We start from the raw sequence: 18,551 nt of genomic DNA, 5'->3' as shown, positions 1-18,551 counted from the left end.
AATACTGGTCTTAAGCCTTAGCGTGCTGTCCAGCCGCCATCAAGACTTAAACTGCTACCGGTCATTTGATCGGCGGCCTCGGTACACATGAACACGGCAGCACCTGCAATTTGTTCTGGCGTGACGAACTGCAGCGAGGGTTGCTTCTCTGACAGTAGCATTTTTGCGGCCGTTTCTATATCGACCTCGGCACTTTGGGCCAACGCTTTAATTTGGGCTTCAACTAATGGTGTGCGTACCCAACCCGGACAAATGGCATTGCACGTAATGCCATTGCCTGCATTCTCAAGCGCCACCACTTTGGTTAAGCCTATGACACCATGCTTTGCAGCCACATAGGCTGATTTTTGCTCGGAGGCGACTAAGCCGTGAGCCGAAGCAACATTAATGATTCGCCCCCAGCCTTTGTCTTGCATCGACGGCAACACCGCTGCCGTTGCATGGAACACAGCTGATAAGTTTAAGGCAATGACGGCGTCCCAACGATCAACTGGGAAATTTTCTGTGGTGTCGGTGTGCTGAATGCCCGCGTTATTCACCAAAATATCGATGCCACCTAGCAAATCGGCCGCTTGCGTAATCAACGATCTGGCACCGTCGGCGTCACTGAGGTCAACGGGGATATAGTGCGCCTTGACATCGAATTCCAGTTCAATATTCACCCGCAACTTTTCAACGTCTTGCTTCTCACCGAAACCGTTCAATACGATATCGGCCCCATGAGACGCCAAGCCTCTAGCAATTGCTAAACCGATACCACTGGTTGAACCGGTAATAACTGCCGTCTTATTCGTGAGCATAATCAGCCTTTAATCGTTAATGATTCAATAATATTTTATTCTAACGGTTTTAACGCCCTACTACGATTAGACCGCGCATGGGGTTGTTCTGGCGACCACCACAGGTCGTCGTCTATAAACTATTCTGCCGTTTGCGCGATAAGATTTCTTAAAAAACCAAGTGCATACATCACACCTTAATTATTCGCTATGCTTTAAAAAATTCTGCTAGAATAGCGGTCTTGCCTTTTACAGGTAAGCTGCAATGCATGCAGTAAATCGGCCTAGCGGGTAGGTGGCAGAGAGGTCGAATGCGCTGGACTCGAAATTCAGTATACGTGCAAGCGTATCGTGGGTTCGAATCCCACCCTGCCCGCCACTATTAAAAAAGGCCATCCATTGCGATGGCTTTTTTTTCGACTAGGGAAAACCATATGGAACGTGGGTCCCGCTTAGCCCTATAGTGAAAGTGTAGAGTTTTTAATGTGCGTTGTGTGCAGGACTTCTGGAACAGGAGGCAATCATGCAATTTCAAACACTGCAATGGGTCATGGACGTTAACGGCGATGGTAGCCTTAGCGTATGGGAACTTTGGGAAACCGCACGTTGGGTTTTTCGTATTCCCGGTAATCTCATCATCGAGTTTGTAGGGCAGTTCCCCGCCCTTGCCGCATTATTAAACGTCAGTGCGTCGCCAGAGACCGGCTATGCCAGCTTGAATGGGATCGCAGCTAAGGCGCTAACGTTACTGGTTTGGGTACCATTATTATTATGGGTATTGAACCGAGGCTCGACGACCCCAAGACGTGCTCAAACGAAAAAGATAAAGGACGAGAAGCCTTTATTACTGGGCTTGTCTGACGACTACCCGATTAAATACCACTAAGCGCCGTTCAGCGTTAGGGTTGTGCATTACACGGTAAATGCGGCAGCACGGGTAGCGATACCCGCGCTGTACGCCTACGTTATTACTTACTTCACACTTGATAAAACGGTCGCGCCACCCAGATAAGGTTGCAGCGCTTCGGGCACGCGTACTGAACCATCGGCTTCTTGGTAGTTTTCCAATACGGCCACTAAGGCACGACCCACTGCCAAACCCGAACCATTCAGGGTGTGTACGTATTCAGGGCGGCCTTTTTCGGGACGGAATCGGGCTTGGAGACGACGCGCCTGAAAGGCTTCGCAGTTCGATACTGACGAAATTTCTCGCCACGTATTTTGTGCAGGCAACCACACTTCAAGGTCGTAGGTTTTAGCGGCTGAAAAGCCCATATCGCCTGTGCATAAAGAGACAACTCGATAAGCCAAGCCCAGACGTTGCAATACCGCTTCGGCATGCCCTACCATTTGCTCTAGCGCGTCGTAAGACTGCTCTGGAAGCACGATTTGCACCATTTCCACTTTGTCGAATTGATGTTGGCGAATAATCCCTCGGGTATCACGCCCTCCACTTCCGGCTTCAGACCTAAAACAAGGGCTGTGTGCGGTTAACTTAACGGGAAGCTCGGTTAGGGGAAGAATTTCATCTCGTACGGTACCGGTTAAGGTGATTTCCGAGGTGGAAATAAGATACAAGTCTTCGGCAACGGTGTCTTCTTCATCGTGCCCTTGCCCACCTTTGGTGACCCAGAACATGTCATCTTTGAACTTCGGAAGCTGGCCCGTACCGTACAAGGTCGAACTGTTCACAATATACGGCGTATAGCATTCGGTATAACCGTGCTCTTGGGTTTGCATATCAAGCATAAACTGAGCCAACGCCCGATGCAGACGAGCAATACTCCCGCGTAACACCATAAAGCGAGAGCCTGACAGCTTTCGGGCCGCTTCAAAATCAAGGCCTATTTTTTCCCCAACCTCAACATGATCTTTAGGCTCGAAGGCTAAAGGAGCCGGATCCGTAGAAGGATCAGAGGCATTGGGTACCCAACGTCGAATCTCTACGTTCTGCTCTTCAGAATCGCCCACTGGCACACTGCTGTGTGGCACGTTAGGCAAACCGCCTAGCCAACCCATCAGTTCGTGTTGGATCGTCGAGAGCTGTTGCTCAAGCTCATGCAATTGCTGGGGTATCTGTTGGGATTCGGCCATTTCTGCCGACGCATCTTCACCCTTAGACTTTAATTGTCCAATTAACTTGGACACCGCATTACGTCTGGCCTGCAAGGTTTCGGTTTCGACCTGTACCGATTTACGCTTCGCTTCGAGTTGATTAAAGCGTTGAGTATCAAAGTCGATGCCCCGCGTAGCCAATGCTTGAACCACACTGGGCAAATCTTTACGCAAAAGGTTTATGTCTAACATGAGTGAAAAAGCCGTTTAAAAATAGAATCTGAAGATTGTAGCGAATCTATGAGCGCTTATTGCGATACTGTCGATCTAGCTCTGCCAAAGACTGTAGTTTTTGCCCGATTTTTTGTTCCAAGCCCCGATCTGTCGGACGATAAAAAACGGGATTCAAGCCCTGTGGAAAGTAATGCTCGCCCGCGGCATAGCCATTAGGCTCGTCGTGCGCATAGCGATAGGCTTTGCCATGGCCTAAGTCTTTCATGAGTTTAGTCGGGGCGTTTTGCAAGTGAGGCGGCACCAGCGCACTACCGTGCTCTGCAGCGAAGCGTCTAGCCAAATTATAAGCGTTGTATCCTGCATTGCTTTTGGGCGCTGCAGCCAAATACAACACCGCTTGAGCCAGAGCGAGCTCTCCTTCTGGTGAACCAAGTCGTTCGTAGGTGGCGGCGGCGTCATTAGCAAGCTGCATGGCTCGGGGGTCAGCAAGACCGATGTCTTCCCACGCAATGCGCACAATACGTCTGGCTAAATAGCGTGCATCCGCGCCGCCATCTAGCATTCTGCAAAACCAATACAACGAGGCATCAGGGTCCGAACCCCGCACTGACTTATGCAATGCACTGATCTGATCGTAAAAGGCATCGCCACCTTTATCAAAACGCCTAAGGTTTTGGGATAAGGCGACTTCCAGCCAGTCACTATCTACTACATCACGCCCTGCACTTTGAGCCGACTCGGCCACCACCTCTACAGCGTTCAACAAGCGGCGCGCGTCGCCATCGGCCCAACGGCACAACTGGCTTCGGGCATCGTCGTCGATGAGCAAGGCGCCATCGTAACGTTGATCGGTATTCAGTAAGGTGACAGCCCTGTCTAATAATACGCGTAGTTCAGCCTCTGAAAGCGGTTGCAATACGTAGACACGGGCACGAGACAATAAGGCAGAGTTGACTTCGAACGAGGGGTTCTCGGTGGTGGCGCCAATAAAGGTGAATAAGCCGCTTTCAACATAGGGCAAAAAAGCGTCTTGCTGTGCCTTGTTAAAACGATGTACCTCGTCAACAAATAAGATCGTACGGCGGCCCTGACCTTGGGCAACTTGCGCTTTGACCACCGCTTCGCGTATGTCTTTAACGCCCCCTAATACGGCTGATATGGCCAAAAACAAAGCGTCAAAACCTTCAGCCATCATGCGAGCCAAGGTGGTTTTCCCAACCCCAGGAGGCCCCCAGAAAATCATGGAGTGCGGCCTACCTGACTCGAAGGCGACTCGCAACGGCTTACCGGGCCCCACAAGGTCTTGTTGCCCTGCTATTTGATCAAGATTACGTGGACGCATACGCTCGGCCAAGGGCGCATAAGTCTGCATGTGTGCCGCGTTAGAGAAAAGGTCAGTGTCATCCATAAAACTGTTACCGTGCCCTTAAGGCATGGTCACCACATCCACCCCTTCGGGTGCATCAAAAACAAACAAAGCTGGGTCTAAGGATGATTGCGACGTTAACTTACGTAGTTCAATATGCGTGGTTTGACCGAACGAATCAAGCAGCTCAATACGCACCGGTAGCTTCGCATCAAAAGCAATGTTGACGTGAGCAAAGCCCGCATCCGCATTTTTTGGAACCGCCTGCAACCACGACAAGCCATCGCGATCGGGCATCTCAGAAAGAGTGAACGCGTCATCCAGACTGCCTGAGCCAAATAAAATAGCAGCGGGTGAAGCGCCTACAGCTGAATCCACACCGCGCTGGGTCACTTGCATTAAATCAGCGTCGTACTGATAAACGAATTTGCCATCGGACAGCACAAGCTGTTCGTAAGGTTCACGGGTCTCCCAACGGAACTGACCTTGCCGTTGAAAAGCGAAGTTACCCCTTTGCTCGGTTCTGGACGAACCTGTCGTATCGGTCGTACGTTGCGTAAACTCGCCGGTAGCGGCTTGTACGTCATCAATAAAAGTGCGTAATTGCGCTGTGGCGCCCTCTGCCCATGCCACGCTACTGGCACACACCAATAACGCGGCGCCTACAAGCTGTTTAACTTTCTTCATCCGAAGCACCTCCGGTGGGAACTAAAATTTCGCGATTTCCATTAGGCTGCATCGCCGACACCACGCCAGACTGTTCCATCTGTTCCAGCAGGCGCGCAGCACGGTTATAACCAATGCGTAAGTGACGCTGTACGGATGAAATCGAGGCACGACGGTTCTTCAGAATAATAGCCACAGCCTGATCGTATAAAGGATCAGACTCGGCATCTGCCATTCCCGTTACCGGGTTGACACCATCACCCGTTTCTCCGGCTTGCACGCCATCAAGAATACCGTCTACGTAATCGGGCTCGCCACCTTGCTCTTTAAGGTAGTCCACCACGCGGTGAACTTCATCATCGTGAACAAACGCACCGTGTACCCGCATAGGTATGCCCGTGCCGGGTGGTAAATACAGCATATCGCCCTGCCCTAATAGGGTTTCGGCGCCCATTTGGTCAAGAATCGTGCGTGAGTCAACACGCGAAGACACTTGAAAGGAGATACGTGTAGGAATATTGGCTTTAATCAAACCCGTGATGACGTCAACACTGGGGCGCTGCGTTGCCAATACCAAGTGGATACCGGCGGCACGTGCTTTTTGGGCAAGTCTGGCGATAAGTTCTTCAATTTTCTTTCCCGCCACCATCATCAAATCGGCTAGCTCGTCGATGACAACCACAATAAATGGCATTGTGCTTAACGGCTCTGGCGCATCAGGCGTAAGCGAAAATGGGTTAGGAATGACTTCACCCTTTTTCTCGGCGTCACGTATTTTGCTGTTAAAACCCGCTAGGTTACGTACACCCATTTTACTCATTAGACGATAACGCTTTTCCATTTCGTTAACGCACCAATTTAAGGCATTTGCCGCTTGACGCATGTCAGTCACTACCGGTGCCAACAAGTGCGGAATCCCTTCGTAAACACTCATTTCTAACATTTTGGGATCGATCAGGATGAGCTTAACCTCGTCGGCGGTAGCCTTATACAGTAACGAAAGGATCATCGCATTGATCCCTACCGACTTACCTGAACCCGTCGTTCCCGCCACCAATAAATGTGGCATGCGCGCTAAATCGGCCACAACGGGATGACCCGCAATGTCTTTACCTAGCACCATCGTTAATAACGAGCCACTGTTGTGATAAGTTTGCGAGGCTACGATTTCCTCTAAGCGCACCATTTGACGCTTAGGGTTCGGCAGTTCTAGGCCCATTAAATTCTTGCCGGGAATGGTTTCTACCACTCGAATGCTAACCAAGCTAAGTGATCGGGCCAGATCTTTGCCCAAGTTCACAATTTGGCTGCCCTTAACACCCGTTGCCGGTTCAATTTCATAACGCGTGATGACCGGGCCTGACTGAGCCTGAACCACAGTAACCGTTACGCCAAAATCAGACAGTTTTTTCTCGATCAGTCTGGACGTAAACTCCAGTGTTTCGGCGGAAACCGTTTCTTGGTTTTCATCGGCCGGATCCAGCAAGCTAATAGCCGGTAAGTCGCCTGACACTTGTCCCGTCGCCTTAGACTCTTTAAATAAGGTTTGTTGTTTTTCTTTTTGCACACGCTCGGATTTTGGTACCACACTGACCGAAGGCTCGATACGTACCGGCTTTTCGTGCACAAACAATTCTTGCTTAGTGGCCACACTTTCTTTGCGTTCTGCGCTTTTTGTCTCGCCTACACGGCGATCTTCGCGAGCGGCTTTTAACTCAAGCAGATGACGCGCCGCTTTCTCTACGCCTTGACCTAGTTTTTCGGCAACATTTAACCAAGAAAAGTTAAAAAACAAGCTGGAGCCAATCGCAATAAAACTAAGGAATAGCAGGGTCGCGCCCGCAAAGCCAAGGCTGGTGGATAACCAACGGGCTAATAAATAGCCAAGTTGCCCCCCTGCGCCAGCAGGTAGACTGTGGCTGTCGCCCCAACTTCGAAACTGCAGGGCCTCAAACCCCATACAACCCATAAACAACAAAAAGAAACCGATTCCGATTTCCCAACGAACACGCGGAAGCGGCTCTTCCGTTTTGGTGTTGGGCATCACCAAATGCGTGAGGCGATAAAAACCTACCGTCACGCGTTGCACCAGCAACACAACCCAAAGCCATGCGGAAAAACCGAATAAAAACAGGAGGAAATCGGACACATTAGCGCCGAAGGTTCCACCCCGATTACGTATGACCCCCGCATGCACAGACTGCGACCACGCTGGGTCAGCGGCATTCCAGGTAGCCAACACAAGACCTAACCAAGCGGCGACGGCAGCGAACACAAACCATCGCGCTTCGCGCATGAGCGAAGTCAAGCGTAACTGTAAGGGAGAAGGCCCGTTTCGGACATTCTTTGAGGATCGATTTGAAGTTGCAGGTAATCTAGCCATGGACTCATTATAATTGGCTGGTTATTGAATTATTCGGAATTTCTACGATGTCTACTGTTAAACATGCAAAAGTATTGATTTTGGGCTCGGGCCCCGCTGGCTATACCGCCGCCGTCTACGCTGCCAGAGCCAATCTTAACCCCGTGTTAATCACCGGAATGGAACAAGGTGGACAACTCATGACCACCACGGATGTTGAAAACTGGCCTGCTGACGCCAATGGTGTACAAGGGCCGGACTTAATGGCGCGCTTTCAAGCTCACGCCGAACGTTTTGAAACTGAACTGATTTTTGATCAAATCAGTTCAGTAGATCTTAGCAAACGCCCGTTCACCTTACACGGTGATGGGGGCAATGTGTATACCTGCGACTCATTAATCATTTCCACCGGCGCTTCGGCCATGTATTTAGGCCTAGAGTCCGAGCAAAAGTTTATGGGTCGTGGCGTATCGGGTTGTGCTACCTGCGATGGCTTCTTCTACAAAAACCAAGATGTCATCGTTGTCGGTGGCGGTAACACTGCCGTCGAAGAGGCATTGTATCTGTCTGGGCTATGCAAAACCGTTACCGTTGTTCACCGCCGCGATACATTTCGTGCCGAGCCCATCTTAACCGACCGTTTGATGGATCGCGTTAAGAACGGCAACATTAAACTAAAGCTCTTTCACGAGTTAGACGAAGTATTGGGCGATGACTCCGGCGTCACGGGTGTGCGCTTACGCAACAACCAGACGAACGAAACCGAAGACCTGGCTGTGATGGGCGCCTTTATCGCTATTGGCCACCACCCTAATACCGAGATTTTCCAAGATCAGCTAACCATGAAAGATGGGTACATTATTACGCGTTCAGGCCACGAAGGCATGGCAACAATGACATCCGTGCCGGGTGTATTTGCCGCCGGAGACGTGCAAGACACGATTTATCGCCAAGCAATTACCAGTGCCGGTGCAGGATGCATGGCCGCTTTAGACGCGCAACGGTGGTTGGAGAATGAAGGCTTATAAGTCCAAGTTAGGCAAGCCTCGTCTTGCCGACTTGAAAACGCTACGCGCTCATCAAGCCACACTCGAACGGCCTGCCTTAAAAAAAGACGGGCCGGTTCTTGTCACGCCTAAAATGCAAGCGGCGGCCAAATACGCGGTGCCTGAAAGCCATGTGCTGAAGCGTGAATTTCAAACGCTGCTGCAACCTGCACACAAAACCACCTCGCCCGTTACCCATACGGACAAGCTGCTGTTCGAGCGAGAAATGCACGACGTTACGCCTTTACCGTCTTCAGATCGCATTCCACTCAGTACCGTTAGCCTAACGCCCCCAGAAATGGCCGAGGCCAAACAGCACCATGCAATGGGCCCCACCACTCATGCTCTCCCGTTGGTACAGACCTCGGATCAATTTATTTCTTCGTCTTTTGAACACGACCCCACCGAGTATTTAAGTTCGGCATGTGGGTCTGACGTCATGCGCAATCTGAGAAAAGGAAGGTGGCCCATTATGGCCAACCTAGACCTGCACGGCGCCACACTGGATGAAGCCCGATCGTTAGTCAGTGAGTTTATTGCTGAATGCATCGAGCACCGTCTAAAGTGCGTACGCATTGTGCACGGGGTGGGTTATGGCTCGAAGGGGCAAGATGGTCCCATCCTACTTCCTACGGTAAGACGTTGGCTTTCACAGTTGCACGACGTCTTAGCCTATGCTGAGTGTGCACCACACGAAGGTGGAAAAGGGGCGGTGAAAATAATTTTACGCAGCTATCGTTAATGACGATAGCGGGTTTAAAGACGCGTATTTTTTATTAAGTAACGTCATAAACTAAAAGACGTCATTTATAAATAAACAAAGGCCAACAGGATCACTGTTGGCCTTTGTTTATTTTATTCTAGTTATGGATACTGCTTTATTAAAATATACCGCTATATTGCGGCTGCCCTGTTAAACCGGGCTGCATAGTCTCCTCACCTGCATGAAACGTATTTTGCAATATTTCTGCGGCTTACACACTTAGGGAATGCACTGATACATTACTAAAATAATACAGGTTCATCTTAAGCGCGCCGAGCAATAGGCATCATGTCTGGCAAGGCATAATGCTGATCTACATACGATACAGCAAAGGCCTCTGGGTCGGGGATAGCGCCCCGTTGCGATGCCCAGCCACTGTACTTATTCCAAATACGCACCATGTCGTGTTGCTGAATCGGCAAATCATTTAGCGTGGCACTGATCATCTCAAACCAAGTATCGGTTAATTGATATTTTGTTTGCAAATGAGATTCAATTCGTTTTGCTTCTGCTTGCTTATCATCGGTAAGTTCACCAATACTATGCAGCACATAATATTCAAGCAATTTAACGAATAGTGCATCCTCCGAAGGTCGTTTCATACCGAGTCCTGATCGTCGCTTTATTTAATATGAGTCATCACAACATTATCGTTATTGCCCTACCCCAAAGCACTCGCGATGATTAAGTCCGGGGTAGCAGCCAGAGTACTCATTCTAAGCAGCGATTAAGTCTTTATTAAGACGGCGTTCTTACAAGTCAGTGAAAAACAGCCTCTAAACCGCTTACGCTAGGGAAAACACCAACGACACCCTGCGAGGCGACGTAACGGCCAGCTTTCGGGCATTCACGCCCATGTCTTCACGTTTTCATCTACGACCAAAGTCGCCTACTCGGTTATTTAGACTCGTTTTATATTTCATCACAGGAGCACCTCTAGGCGTTCGACATAGCGAGATTGTGCTGAAAAAAATTCCGATGCATAGAATCATCAACCAAAGGAGACACAACGATGAGTGCACCCAATGATGTGGTGTCGGCGGTTATGCAACACCCCGCCTATCAAGAACTATTACGAAAACGTAATCGCATGAGCCTGATTTTTTTCAGCTTAACGATTGTGATTTATGCAGGCTTCATACTTACCCTCGCCTTTGATCCCGAATTATTCAGCCGCCCCGTGGGCAACATGACGATGTCCATTGGCGTGCTCAGTGCAGTGCTGGTCGCTGTAAGTGCGGTCGTGCTGATTTCGGTCTTTGTTTATATCTCTAATAAAGTGTATGACCCTTTGCTCGCCCAGATTGTGAGGGATGCAACATGAAAAAGACTTTCTTCGGTTTAGGGCTTTGGGCGGCAGCCACCGGTACAGCGTTTGCAGCGCCGACAGGGCAAGCCAGCACTTCCGCTATTGTCATGTTTTTGACCTTTATCGCGGCCACCATGGGCATCACCTGGTGGGCCGCTCGCCGTACTCATACAACGTCTGACTTCTATACCGCCGGAGGCGGCTTAAGTGGCTTTCAAAATGGTCTAGCCATTGCGGGGGACTATTTATCTGCAGCGTCTTTCCTCGGTATTGCAGGGATGGTTTATGTCTCCGGCTTTGACGGAATGATTTACGCGATTGGCTTCTTATTTGGTTGGCCTGTGGTGATGTTCCTTATCGCCGAACGCCTACGAAATTTAGGTCGCTATAACTTCGCCGACGTGACCTCCTTCCGCTTGTCGCAAACCCCCATGCGTGTGCTAGCAGCCAGTGCCTCGTTGCTTATTATTGCGCTGTACTTAATTGCACAAATGGTGGGCGCGGGTAAATTAATCGTGTTGCTGTTCGGCTTAGACTACAACATCGCTGTGGTCATTGTGGGTTCACTTATGATGATTTATGTGGCCTTTGGTGGCATGACGGCCACCACATGGGTGCAAATCATCAAAGCCGTGTTGATGCTGGTAGGCGCAACCCTAATGACTGGCTTGGTACTGGCGGCCTTTCATTGGGATATTGACGCGATGCTTGCCGAGGCGGTTGCCACCCACCCCACTGGCCATTCCATTCTGGAGCCCGGTGCCGCAGTCAGTAGCAACCCGCTCAATGCGCTATCACTAGGTATTGCACTGGCTTTTGGTACAGCTGGCTTGCCGCATATCTTGATGCGTTTCTTTACCGTCGCGGACGCAAAAGAAGCTCGTAAATCCGTCATTTACGCCAGTAGCTTTATTGGTTACTTTTACCTGCTGACCTTCATTATTGGTTTCGGTGCCATTGCCCTTTTAGTTAAACACTCTGAGTACTTCATGACAGGACCCGACGGCACCTTCGATATGCTCAACGGCCTGATCGGTGGTACCAATATGGTGGCGGTGCATCTGGCCAACGCGGTAGGGGGTAACCTGCTACTGGGCTTCTTGGCTGCAGTGACTTTTGCGACCATTGTTGCCGTGGTGGCTGGCTTAGCCCTTGCGGGTGCCGCGGCTATCTCACATGACTTGTACGCCAACGTTATCGCTAAAGGCCGCGCTACAGAACGCGACCAGATGCGCATTTCGCGAATCTCTACCGTGGTACTGGGTGTGTTAGCGATTCTGCTGGGTATTATTTTCGAGAACCAGAACGTGGCCTTTATGGTGGGCTTAGCCTTCGCCATTGCCGCCAGTGCCAACTTCCCTGTCTTGGTCTTATCCATTGCATGGAAAGGATGCACCACTCGCGGAGCAACTATCGGTGGTTTCTTAGGCTTAGCCACAGCAACCATTTGGGTAGTGTTAAGCCAAACCGTATGGGTAGACGTCTTCGGCTATGCTGAGCCCATTACGCCCTTCCCTAACCCAGGCATTCTATCCATTCCATTAGCCTTCTTCTCGATCTGGTTAATTTCCACACTGGATAATAGTGCTCGTGCTATTCAAGAGCGTGCTGCCTTTGCCGCACTGACCGTACGCAGTCAAACCGGTATCGGAGCCGCTGCAGCCAGTCAACACTAAACGCTGATTGCAGGCCTTAAGTTCGTCAAACAGGGTACTTCGGTACCCTGTTCTGCTTCTAGGCAAGGGGTAATTACACTATGCAGAACGTCGCAATTAAGCCATGGCATAATTCCCCCATGACTGAACTGCTAATTGCTGATGACCACCCTTTATTTCGTGAAGCCTTACGAGGCGTCGTGGCGCGCTTATTTCCGCATGCTACGATTTTTGAAGCCGACCGAATCGCGAACCTGTATCAGCTTGTCGATGACCACCCAGATGCAGATTTACTGCTACTTGATTTAGACATTCCGGGGGCCATTGGCTTTAGTGCTTTAGTGCATTTACGCGCCTCTTACCCCACACTTCCTATCGCCATGATCACGGCGCATGAAGATCCCAGCCTAATACGCCGAGCCATCGAACATGGCGCCGCAGGCTACATACCCAAATCGGCTGACTCACAAACCTTGGGCACCGCCATACAGGAAATTTTAGATGGTGGTACGTGGCTGCCTGAGGTCTCTGATGCCACACTCGGTCTTAGTGTGGAAGAAAAACAAGTGGCCGCCCAGTTGCAAGAACTAACGCCGCAGCAGTTCCGAGTTTTGCAAATGGTAAGTACCGGTCAACTCAACAAGCAAATCGCACACGAACTGAATGTGTCTGAAGCCACCATCAAAGCCCACATGACCGCTATCTTACGTAAACTTGGCGCCTCCAATCGTACGCAAGCCGTTCTGATCGCCAGCCGCTTAGGCTTGCATCAAGAAGAAAGTGTCGAGGCCAAACTTATTTAATCTGTGCCGTTAAGAACGCACGTAAGGAAGCCGGCTTCATGGGTTTGGTTAATACCAAATAACCCAATTCGCGGGCCGCTTTTTTAAGCTGATCACTGCCATCGGCTGTGAGCAACGCACCTTGTATATGCGGAGCCTGTAGACGCAGTAACTGCAACGCCTGCAAACCATCCAAACGATCATGCAGGTGATAATCCACCAACAGCACATCCGGTTTTTGCTCCATCTTATCAAGCGCTTCGTCTACCGTGGTTGCGGTAATGATATGTATACCCCAGCGCCCAAGCAACGCCTCCATCCCGGCGATAATATCAAGGTCATTATCCAAACACAGCACCCGTAATCCCGCTAAGGCATGCTGATCATTGCGTTGAGTCGTTGCGTTCGCTTGCGTTTGCGGTGCTTGAGGAGCCTGCGCCAATGGCACACTAATCGAGAACATACTGCCGCGCCCAACCTGAGAGCGCGCATCCAGCTTATGGCCCAGCAGCAGAGCAATGCGCTGACAAATGGATAAACCCAACCCTAAACCTCGCCCGTCCCAATCAAAGGGCTGCTCGTAACGATGAAACTCAGCGTAGATCTGCTGAATATGATGTTCAGGGATACCCTGGCCCGTATCCCACACTTGAAACTCAACGTGATCGTTGCGCAAACGAGCACTCAGCACCACGCGCCCTTTTTGCGTATAACGCAACGCATTCGCCAAAAAGTTTTGCACAACCCGACGCAATAAACGCTGATCGCTGTAGACGTAGAGATCTCTGGCATAGAGGCTTAAGCTTAAGCCTCGGCGCGTCGCCATGGGCGCATATTGATCAGCCAGATGCTGTAATAACTGACGCACGCTAATCACGCTTAATTCGGGCTTAAGCGCTCCGGCATTTAATCGAGAAACGTCCAACAAGCCTTCAAGCAGTTCTTCTGCCGTACGCAATGAGGTATCGATACGTTCGGCTAAATGAGGCATTTCTTTGGGGTCCTCACTGTCGTGCAAGGCCGAAGCAAATAACCGTGCGGCATTAATGGGCTGCAAGACATCATGACTAACAGCGGTCAAAAAGCGAGTGCGTGACTCTTGGGCTTGCTCGGCCTCTTGCGTACGCTCGGCCACCCGCTGTTCAAGGTTCTCATTCATTTCACGCAATTCGCGTTCTACATGTTTATAGTGCGTAATATCACTGTAACTGGTGACATAGCCACCGCCCGGTAGCGGGCGCCCCCTTAACTCGATTACCTGCGTATCGTTTAAGGTGCGTTGCGACACATAGGATGAGCCATCACGCATAAATTGAATTCGACGGTTGATGGCCTCGTCAATGTCTTGTTTGGTGGTTTCAATTTTTCCACGCTCTGCGTTAAAGCGAATCAAATCAGCGACCGGCCGACCCACATACAACATGGCTCTGGGGTATTTAAATAGCTGCTGATAACTTTGATTCCACGCAACCAACCGCATATCTGAATCGACAACGCTTACGCCCTGATCAATGTTTTCAAGCGTGGTAAGCAAAATATCACGATTAAAGCGTAGTTCTTGTCCAGCCTCATCAAGCACCGCTACCACCGCAGCGACCTCCATGCCTGAACCCCGTAATGCACTGGTTAGCACTAATCGTGCCGACGCCGCACCCACTGCAGCGGCCAATAATAGCTCGGTAAAATGTACCCAACTGCCGTCAGCTCGCAAGCCTGGCTCTAAGGTTTGATTACGTTGTCTGGCTTGTGCAGTAAAGGCACGTTCTGCGGTTTTTGCCCCCACAATTCGACCGGCTAGCAACAGCAAATCGTGCACGGATAAATCGCCATACGATTGACCCGAAGACAGGTTTTGTCGTTGCGCGTAGGGGTCTAAAAAAGGCTCGGCCCGTAAGCGATCACCCAACCCTGGGCGGCGGCGTAACGAGACCCACAGAAAAGCGGCAATATTGCAGGTTAGCGACCAGAACGTGCCGTGGGTGAGTGGATCCCAGCCTTCTACCCCGAACAAGTGATAAGGCCTTAACCACGATACCCCCCATGGCCCATAATGCAACCACTCGTCGGCAAGCCAGCCGACCTCGGCTAAGGTGGGTAGCAACAAGGTATAGACCCAAAGCGCAAAGCCCAGTACCAAACCGGCTTCAACCCCTTGGCGGCTTGCTCCGCGCCAATACAACCCACCAATCAAACCCGGACCAAATTGAGCAACCGCCACAAAGGCCATCAAACCATAAGACGCTAAGGCCGTATCTTGCCCGCTAAGCATGTAGTAACCATAGGCCGCCCCCGCTAACGCCATAATGGCAATGCGCCGTATCCACAGTACGGTAGAAGCCACGTTGCCTTGCTGGTATTGTGCCCAGCCACGACGTAGTAACAGGGGCATGACCAAGTCATTACTAACCATGGTCGATAAGGCAACGCTTGTCACGATGACCATGCCTGTCGCTGCTGAGAAGCCCCCGATATACACCATTAGGGCGAGCCCCACCTGATTTTGCGATAAGGGTAAAGCCAACACATAACTGTCTGGAGCCACATCCGCGCCGGCGCCAAACAAAGAAACACTGGCCGCCGCGATGGGTAACACCATCAGGCTAATCAACACCAGATAACCACCAAATAGCCATCTTGCGCGACGAATATCGACGACATCACCACATTCGACGATCGCCACATGAAATTGACGCGGCAAGCAAATAATGGCCGCAAACGCCAACAGCGTTTGCCCAACAAACCCCACAGGCACGGTATTTTCAAACAGCGTACTGACGGCTCCAACCATGTTCAGGTCAGCCTTAACGAACCACTGAGCCGCAAACAAGCCAACCGCTACCAAGGCGATTAACTTCACCAACGATTCGAAAGCCACCGCGAGCATCAGTCCCGGCCTGTGCTCTGTGGCATCGACTTGTCGTGTACCAAATAAAATAGAAAACAGCGCCATTAAAATGGCCACATACAATGCGGGATCACCCAACACACCACGATCAAAATCCGTACCGGCCAGCACACTTAAGCTCAGGGCCACCGCCTTGTATTGCAGCGCTAAATACGGAACAGCGGCCACCACCGCAATGCCTGCCACCATCGCCGCTAAGCGCTGCGAGCGACCGTATCGACTTGCCATGAAGTCAGCAATAGACACCGTGTTTTGACTTTGAGCCACCAGAGCCAAGCGCTCAAGAAGTCGCCAGCCAAAAATCAGCATCAACAGCGGGCCTAAATAAATCGGTAAAAAACCCACCCCATAACGCACCGCCGAGCCCACTGCCCCATAGAAAGTCCACGACGAGCAATACACCGCCAACGCCAGACTGTATACGGCTGGCCGCAACCAAGGCCGTTGTGTATACAGCGGATTCCTGTCACCTACCCATGCGATCGTAAACAAGATGGCGGCATAGATTAGCGAGGCCAATACGACCCAACCGGCTTTCATTAAGGCTGTCTCCTACTTTGGTATAAGGCGCTGATATATCTTGTAATTGTGAGTAATAATAGGACAGTTGCATCAGGGCCACCACTATGACAAGACATGATGATCATACTGCCCAACAAGACGTTACCACTTTAGCTACCCAAGGTATTGTTCGTTTTCTACAAGAACATGAGCAGCTTTCGCAAATGGAAGTTGCGCACCAACAGTTCTTAGCTGAGCAATGCACACGACGCACTTTCGTAGAAGGAGAGCCTCTGCTTTCTCCTGAGTCAGGTCAAGTTAAACAATGGTATTTATTGTTTGATGGCAAGGTGGAAGGGGCACAACAGCTCGCTTCAGCCGCACAACCCGAAGTGCGTTTTTATTTAACGCCCGGTGACGGCTTTCCTGTGGCTGCGTTATTTGATGAGCGCCCAACACGAACCCATTACGTTGCTGCAACTCAATGCGAATGTTTGGTTGTGGACCTGAAACCTTTCTCTACGTTAATACAGGTTTCTGACGTTTTTAGAACCTACATCTACCAGAATCTTAGCCCCCTGCTTGGTCGCTTACAGCGGCAAATTCAAGCACGCGCGACGCGGGCGCTGGGCTCGGATCAAACGCTAGATACCCCGTTGCAGCAACTGGTCGTACGCACCCCCACGACCTGTACGCCCAGCACGCCTCTCGGCTTAGCCGTGCAGAAAATGCACGACCGTCAGGTCAGTAGCATTGCCATTTTAGGTCAAAACGATCAACTCGAAGGTATCTTTACCCTACGAGATCTGCGACGTGTATTCAGCGATGAAGACACCACCCGAGCGCAACCCATCGCGCTGTTTATGACCAAAGCGCCCTATGTACTGCACGCTCAAGACACCGCTTATGATGCGGCCATGTTAATGACGCGTCATCACATCGGGCATATTTGTGTGGTAGAAAATGGGCAATTACTGGGGGTGCTCTCCGAGCGTGATCTGTTTTCCTTGCAACGCATTGACCTCGTTCGGCTATCGCGTGCATTGCGTCATGCAGACAGCGTAGAAACCTTACAGACACTACGTTCCAACATGACTAGGCTGGTTAGCAACATGCTGGCTCACGGAGCTCAAGCCAGCCAAATCACCGCCCTGATTACGCAACTCAACGATCACACCACCACTCGGGTGATTGAGCTAATGCTTCGCAAGCACCCAACGATCACGACGAAATTTTGCTGGTTAAGCTTTGGCAGCGAGGGAAGAAACGAACAAACCCTGTTAACCGACCAAGACAACGGCATCTTGTTTTATCCCAAACACCCTGACGAGACCGAAGCCTGTCGCCAACAACTATTGGCCTTGGCGCAAGATGTGAACGTGACATTGGATCAATGCGGCTTAACGCTTTGCCCCGGCAACATCATGGCCAGTAATCCAGCGCTCTGTCTATCGCTGTCTGAATGGCGACAAAAATTTGCTGAGATCATACAAACGCCGGACCCCGACAACTTACTTAGCGCCAGTATTTATTTTGATGTACGCAGTATTTGGGGACCAGCGTGGGGGCTGGATGAGCTTAAGCCTTACTTATTAGGCTTGGTCAACGATCACCCTCAGTTTCAACGCATGATGGCTGAAAATGCCTTGAAGTATCGCCTTCCCGTGCAGTCTGTATTCAATCGGATCGGGCATGTGCTCGGATTAGCGGACCAAACCATCAACCTAAAAACACAGGCCTTAAGCGCCTTTGTGGATGCCATTCGGGTACTGGCTTTAGCCTACGGCATTCATCATGCGTCCACCTGCAAGCGATTGGATCGTCTGGGGGTACAAGGCGCTATACCCGTGGACGAAGCCAAAGCATTACAAGATGCCTACCTGTATTTGCAACTTTTGCGTCTGCAACTGCATTTACAACAAAGCGAAAACAAACAAGCCTTAAGCAATGTATTAAGACCTGACTCGTTAAACGCCTTAGAACGACGCATCGTACAAGAGGCCATACGTCAGGCTCAGCGCTTACAAGACGTCTTGCGATTTAAGTATCAACTTTAAAGGAGTAAAACGATATGATCATCACCTATACCCAAACGCACAGCGTAATATATAGCACCTAAAATAACGAG

14 protein-coding genes and 1 tRNA gene are annotated in these 18,551 nt (G+C 50.6%); 8 read left to right on the top strand and 7 right to left on the bottom strand.

Annotated features, from left to right (window positions below; all coding sequences use genetic code 11):
* Positions 1 to 17: 17 nt before the first annotated feature.
* Positions 18 to 800: a 3-hydroxybutyrate dehydrogenase gene (locus AC2UZI_RS05285; RefSeq protein WP_486942769.1), complete on the bottom strand. Its 783-nt coding sequence runs from the start codon at positions 798 to 800 to the stop codon at positions 18 to 20.
* A 268-nt stretch (positions 801 to 1,068) separates the two neighbouring features.
* Between AC2UZI_RS05285 and AC2UZI_RS05280 the strand changes: the two genes are divergently transcribed.
* Together AC2UZI_RS05280 and AC2UZI_RS05275 are read left to right on the top strand one after the other, a co-directional pair.
* Positions 1,069 to 1,158, top strand: a tRNA-Ser gene (locus tag AC2UZI_RS05280).
* A gap of 144 nt (positions 1,159 to 1,302) precedes the next feature.
* Entirely contained in the window at positions 1,303 to 1,665 is a 363-nt protein-coding gene (locus AC2UZI_RS05275) for a hypothetical protein (RefSeq protein WP_486942768.1), read from the top strand.
* Positions 1,666 to 1,751: 86 nt separating this feature from the next.
* On the opposite strand, the gene serS is transcribed toward AC2UZI_RS05275, so the two are convergent.
* The 4 genes from serS to AC2UZI_RS05255 are packed head-to-tail and all read right to left on the bottom strand — an operon-like array spanning position 1,752 to position 7,483.
* Positions 1,752 to 3,086 (bottom strand): serine--tRNA ligase, encoded by a 1,335-nt coding sequence (gene serS / locus AC2UZI_RS05270; protein WP_486942767.1) that lies wholly within the window; start codon positions 3,084 to 3,086, stop codon positions 1,752 to 1,754.
* A 46-nt stretch (positions 3,087 to 3,132) separates the two neighbouring features.
* On the bottom strand, positions 3,133 to 4,476 hold the full coding sequence (locus tag AC2UZI_RS05265; RefSeq protein WP_486942766.1) for a replication-associated recombination protein A: 1,344 nt from the start codon (positions 4,474 to 4,476) through the stop codon (positions 3,133 to 3,135).
* Positions 4,477 to 4,494: 18 nt separating this feature from the next.
* On the bottom strand, positions 4,495 to 5,121 hold the full coding sequence (gene lolA, locus AC2UZI_RS05260) for an outer membrane lipoprotein periplasmic chaperone LolA (RefSeq protein ID WP_486942765.1): 627 nt from the start codon (positions 5,119 to 5,121) through the stop codon (positions 4,495 to 4,497).
* Positions 5,108 to 7,483, bottom strand: coding sequence for a DNA translocase FtsK (locus AC2UZI_RS05255; protein WP_486942764.1), 2,376 nt, complete (start codon positions 7,481 to 7,483; stop codon positions 5,108 to 5,110). The genes lolA and AC2UZI_RS05255 overlap by 14 nt, the downstream gene beginning before the upstream one ends.
* Before the next feature lie 47 nt (positions 7,484 to 7,530).
* Between AC2UZI_RS05255 and trxB the strand changes: the two genes are divergently transcribed.
* On the top strand, positions 7,531 to 8,490 hold the full coding sequence (gene trxB / locus AC2UZI_RS05250) for a thioredoxin-disulfide reductase (protein ID WP_486942763.1): 960 nt from the start codon (positions 7,531 to 7,533) through the stop codon (positions 8,488 to 8,490).
* Positions 8,477 to 9,250 carry a Smr/MutS family protein gene (locus AC2UZI_RS05245; protein ID WP_486942762.1) on the top strand — a complete coding sequence of 258 codons (774 nt, stop codon included), beginning with the start codon at positions 8,477 to 8,479 and terminating at the stop codon, positions 9,248 to 9,250. The genes trxB and AC2UZI_RS05245 overlap by 14 nt, the downstream gene beginning before the upstream one ends.
* Positions 9,251 to 9,534: 284 nt before the next feature.
* On the opposite strand, the gene AC2UZI_RS05240 is transcribed toward AC2UZI_RS05245, so the two are convergent.
* Positions 9,535 to 9,873 (bottom strand): hypothetical protein, encoded by a 339-nt coding sequence (locus AC2UZI_RS05240; RefSeq protein ID WP_486942761.1) that lies wholly within the window; start codon positions 9,871 to 9,873, stop codon positions 9,535 to 9,537.
* Positions 9,874 to 10,283: 410 nt separating this feature from the next.
* On the opposite strand from AC2UZI_RS05240, the gene AC2UZI_RS05235 reads away from it, so the two are divergent.
* The 3 genes from AC2UZI_RS05235 to AC2UZI_RS05225 all read left to right on the top strand — a co-directional run bounded on the left by AC2UZI_RS05235 (position 10,284) and on the right by AC2UZI_RS05225 (position 13,038).
* A complete protein-coding gene (locus AC2UZI_RS05235) occupies positions 10,284 to 10,595 on the top strand; it encodes a DUF485 domain-containing protein (RefSeq protein WP_486942760.1) in 312 nt (103 codons plus the stop codon).
* Positions 10,592 to 12,256, top strand: a complete 1,665-nt coding sequence (gene actP / locus AC2UZI_RS05230; RefSeq protein WP_486942759.1) for a cation/acetate symporter ActP — start codon at positions 10,592 to 10,594, stop codon at positions 12,254 to 12,256. Before AC2UZI_RS05235 ends, actP begins: the two co-directional genes overlap by 4 nt.
* Positions 12,257 to 12,375: 119 nt before the next feature.
* Complete coding sequence (locus AC2UZI_RS05225; protein WP_486943718.1) at positions 12,376 to 13,038, top strand: response regulator; 663 nt, start codon at positions 12,376 to 12,378, stop codon at positions 13,036 to 13,038.
* On the opposite strand, the gene AC2UZI_RS05220 is transcribed toward AC2UZI_RS05225, so the two are convergent.
* Positions 13,031 to 16,462 carry a hybrid sensor histidine kinase/response regulator gene (locus AC2UZI_RS05220; RefSeq protein ID WP_486942758.1) on the bottom strand — a complete coding sequence of 1,144 codons (3,432 nt, stop codon included), beginning with the start codon at positions 16,460 to 16,462 and terminating at the stop codon, positions 13,031 to 13,033. The two genes, AC2UZI_RS05225 and AC2UZI_RS05220, sit on opposite strands and share 8 nt — an antisense overlap.
* An 86-nt stretch (positions 16,463 to 16,548) precedes the next feature.
* On the opposite strand from AC2UZI_RS05220, the gene AC2UZI_RS05215 reads away from it, so the two are divergent.
* Complete coding sequence (locus tag AC2UZI_RS05215) at positions 16,549 to 18,480, top strand: DUF294 nucleotidyltransferase-like domain-containing protein (RefSeq protein ID WP_486942757.1); 1,932 nt, start codon at positions 16,549 to 16,551, stop codon at positions 18,478 to 18,480.
* Positions 18,481 to 18,551 lie beyond the last annotated feature (71 nt).

The organism is Paenalcaligenes sp. DL 463 (assembly GCF_057475185.1).
Note: the sequence above shows the minus strand (reverse complement) of the source record. Positions and strands in the feature narration are given on the sequence as shown.

Excerpts from the sequence above, each read along its gene's own strand:
- lolA (WP_486942765.1), bottom strand. The coding sequence starts at position 5,121 with ATGAAGAAAGTTAAACAGCTTGTAGGCGCCGCGTTATTGGTGTGTGCC.
- trxB (WP_486942763.1), top strand. The coding sequence starts at position 7,531 with ATGTCTACTGTTAAACATGCAAAAGTATTGATTTTGGGCTCGGGCCCC.
- AC2UZI_RS05240 (WP_486942761.1), bottom strand. The coding sequence starts at position 9,873 with ATGAAACGACCTTCGGAGGATGCACTATTCGTTAAATTGCTTGAATAT.
- AC2UZI_RS05245 (WP_486942762.1), top strand. The coding sequence starts at position 8,477 with ATGAAGGCTTATAAGTCCAAGTTAGGCAAGCCTCGTCTTGCCGACTTG.
- AC2UZI_RS05285 (WP_486942769.1), bottom strand. The coding sequence starts at position 800 with ATGCTCACGAATAAGACGGCAGTTATTACCGGTTCAACCAGTGGTATC.
- AC2UZI_RS05220 (WP_486942758.1), bottom strand. The coding sequence starts at position 16,462 with ATGAAAGCCGGTTGGGTCGTATTGGCCTCGCTAATCTATGCCGCCATC.
- serS (WP_486942767.1), bottom strand. The coding sequence starts at position 3,086 with ATGTTAGACATAAACCTTTTGCGTAAAGATTTGCCCAGTGTGGTTCAA.
- AC2UZI_RS05235 (WP_486942760.1), top strand. The coding sequence starts at position 10,284 with ATGAGTGCACCCAATGATGTGGTGTCGGCGGTTATGCAACACCCCGCC.
- actP (WP_486942759.1), top strand. The coding sequence starts at position 10,592 with ATGAAAAAGACTTTCTTCGGTTTAGGGCTTTGGGCGGCAGCCACCGGT.
- AC2UZI_RS05275 (WP_486942768.1), top strand. The coding sequence starts at position 1,303 with ATGCAATTTCAAACACTGCAATGGGTCATGGACGTTAACGGCGATGGT.
- AC2UZI_RS05255 (WP_486942764.1), bottom strand. The coding sequence starts at position 7,483 with ATGGCTAGATTACCTGCAACTTCAAATCGATCCTCAAAGAATGTCCGA.
- AC2UZI_RS05265 (WP_486942766.1), bottom strand. The coding sequence starts at position 4,476 with ATGGATGACACTGACCTTTTCTCTAACGCGGCACACATGCAGACTTAT.
- AC2UZI_RS05215 (WP_486942757.1), top strand. The coding sequence starts at position 16,549 with ATGACAAGACATGATGATCATACTGCCCAACAAGACGTTACCACTTTA.
- AC2UZI_RS05225 (WP_486943718.1), top strand. The coding sequence starts at position 12,376 with ATGACTGAACTGCTAATTGCTGATGACCACCCTTTATTTCGTGAAGCC.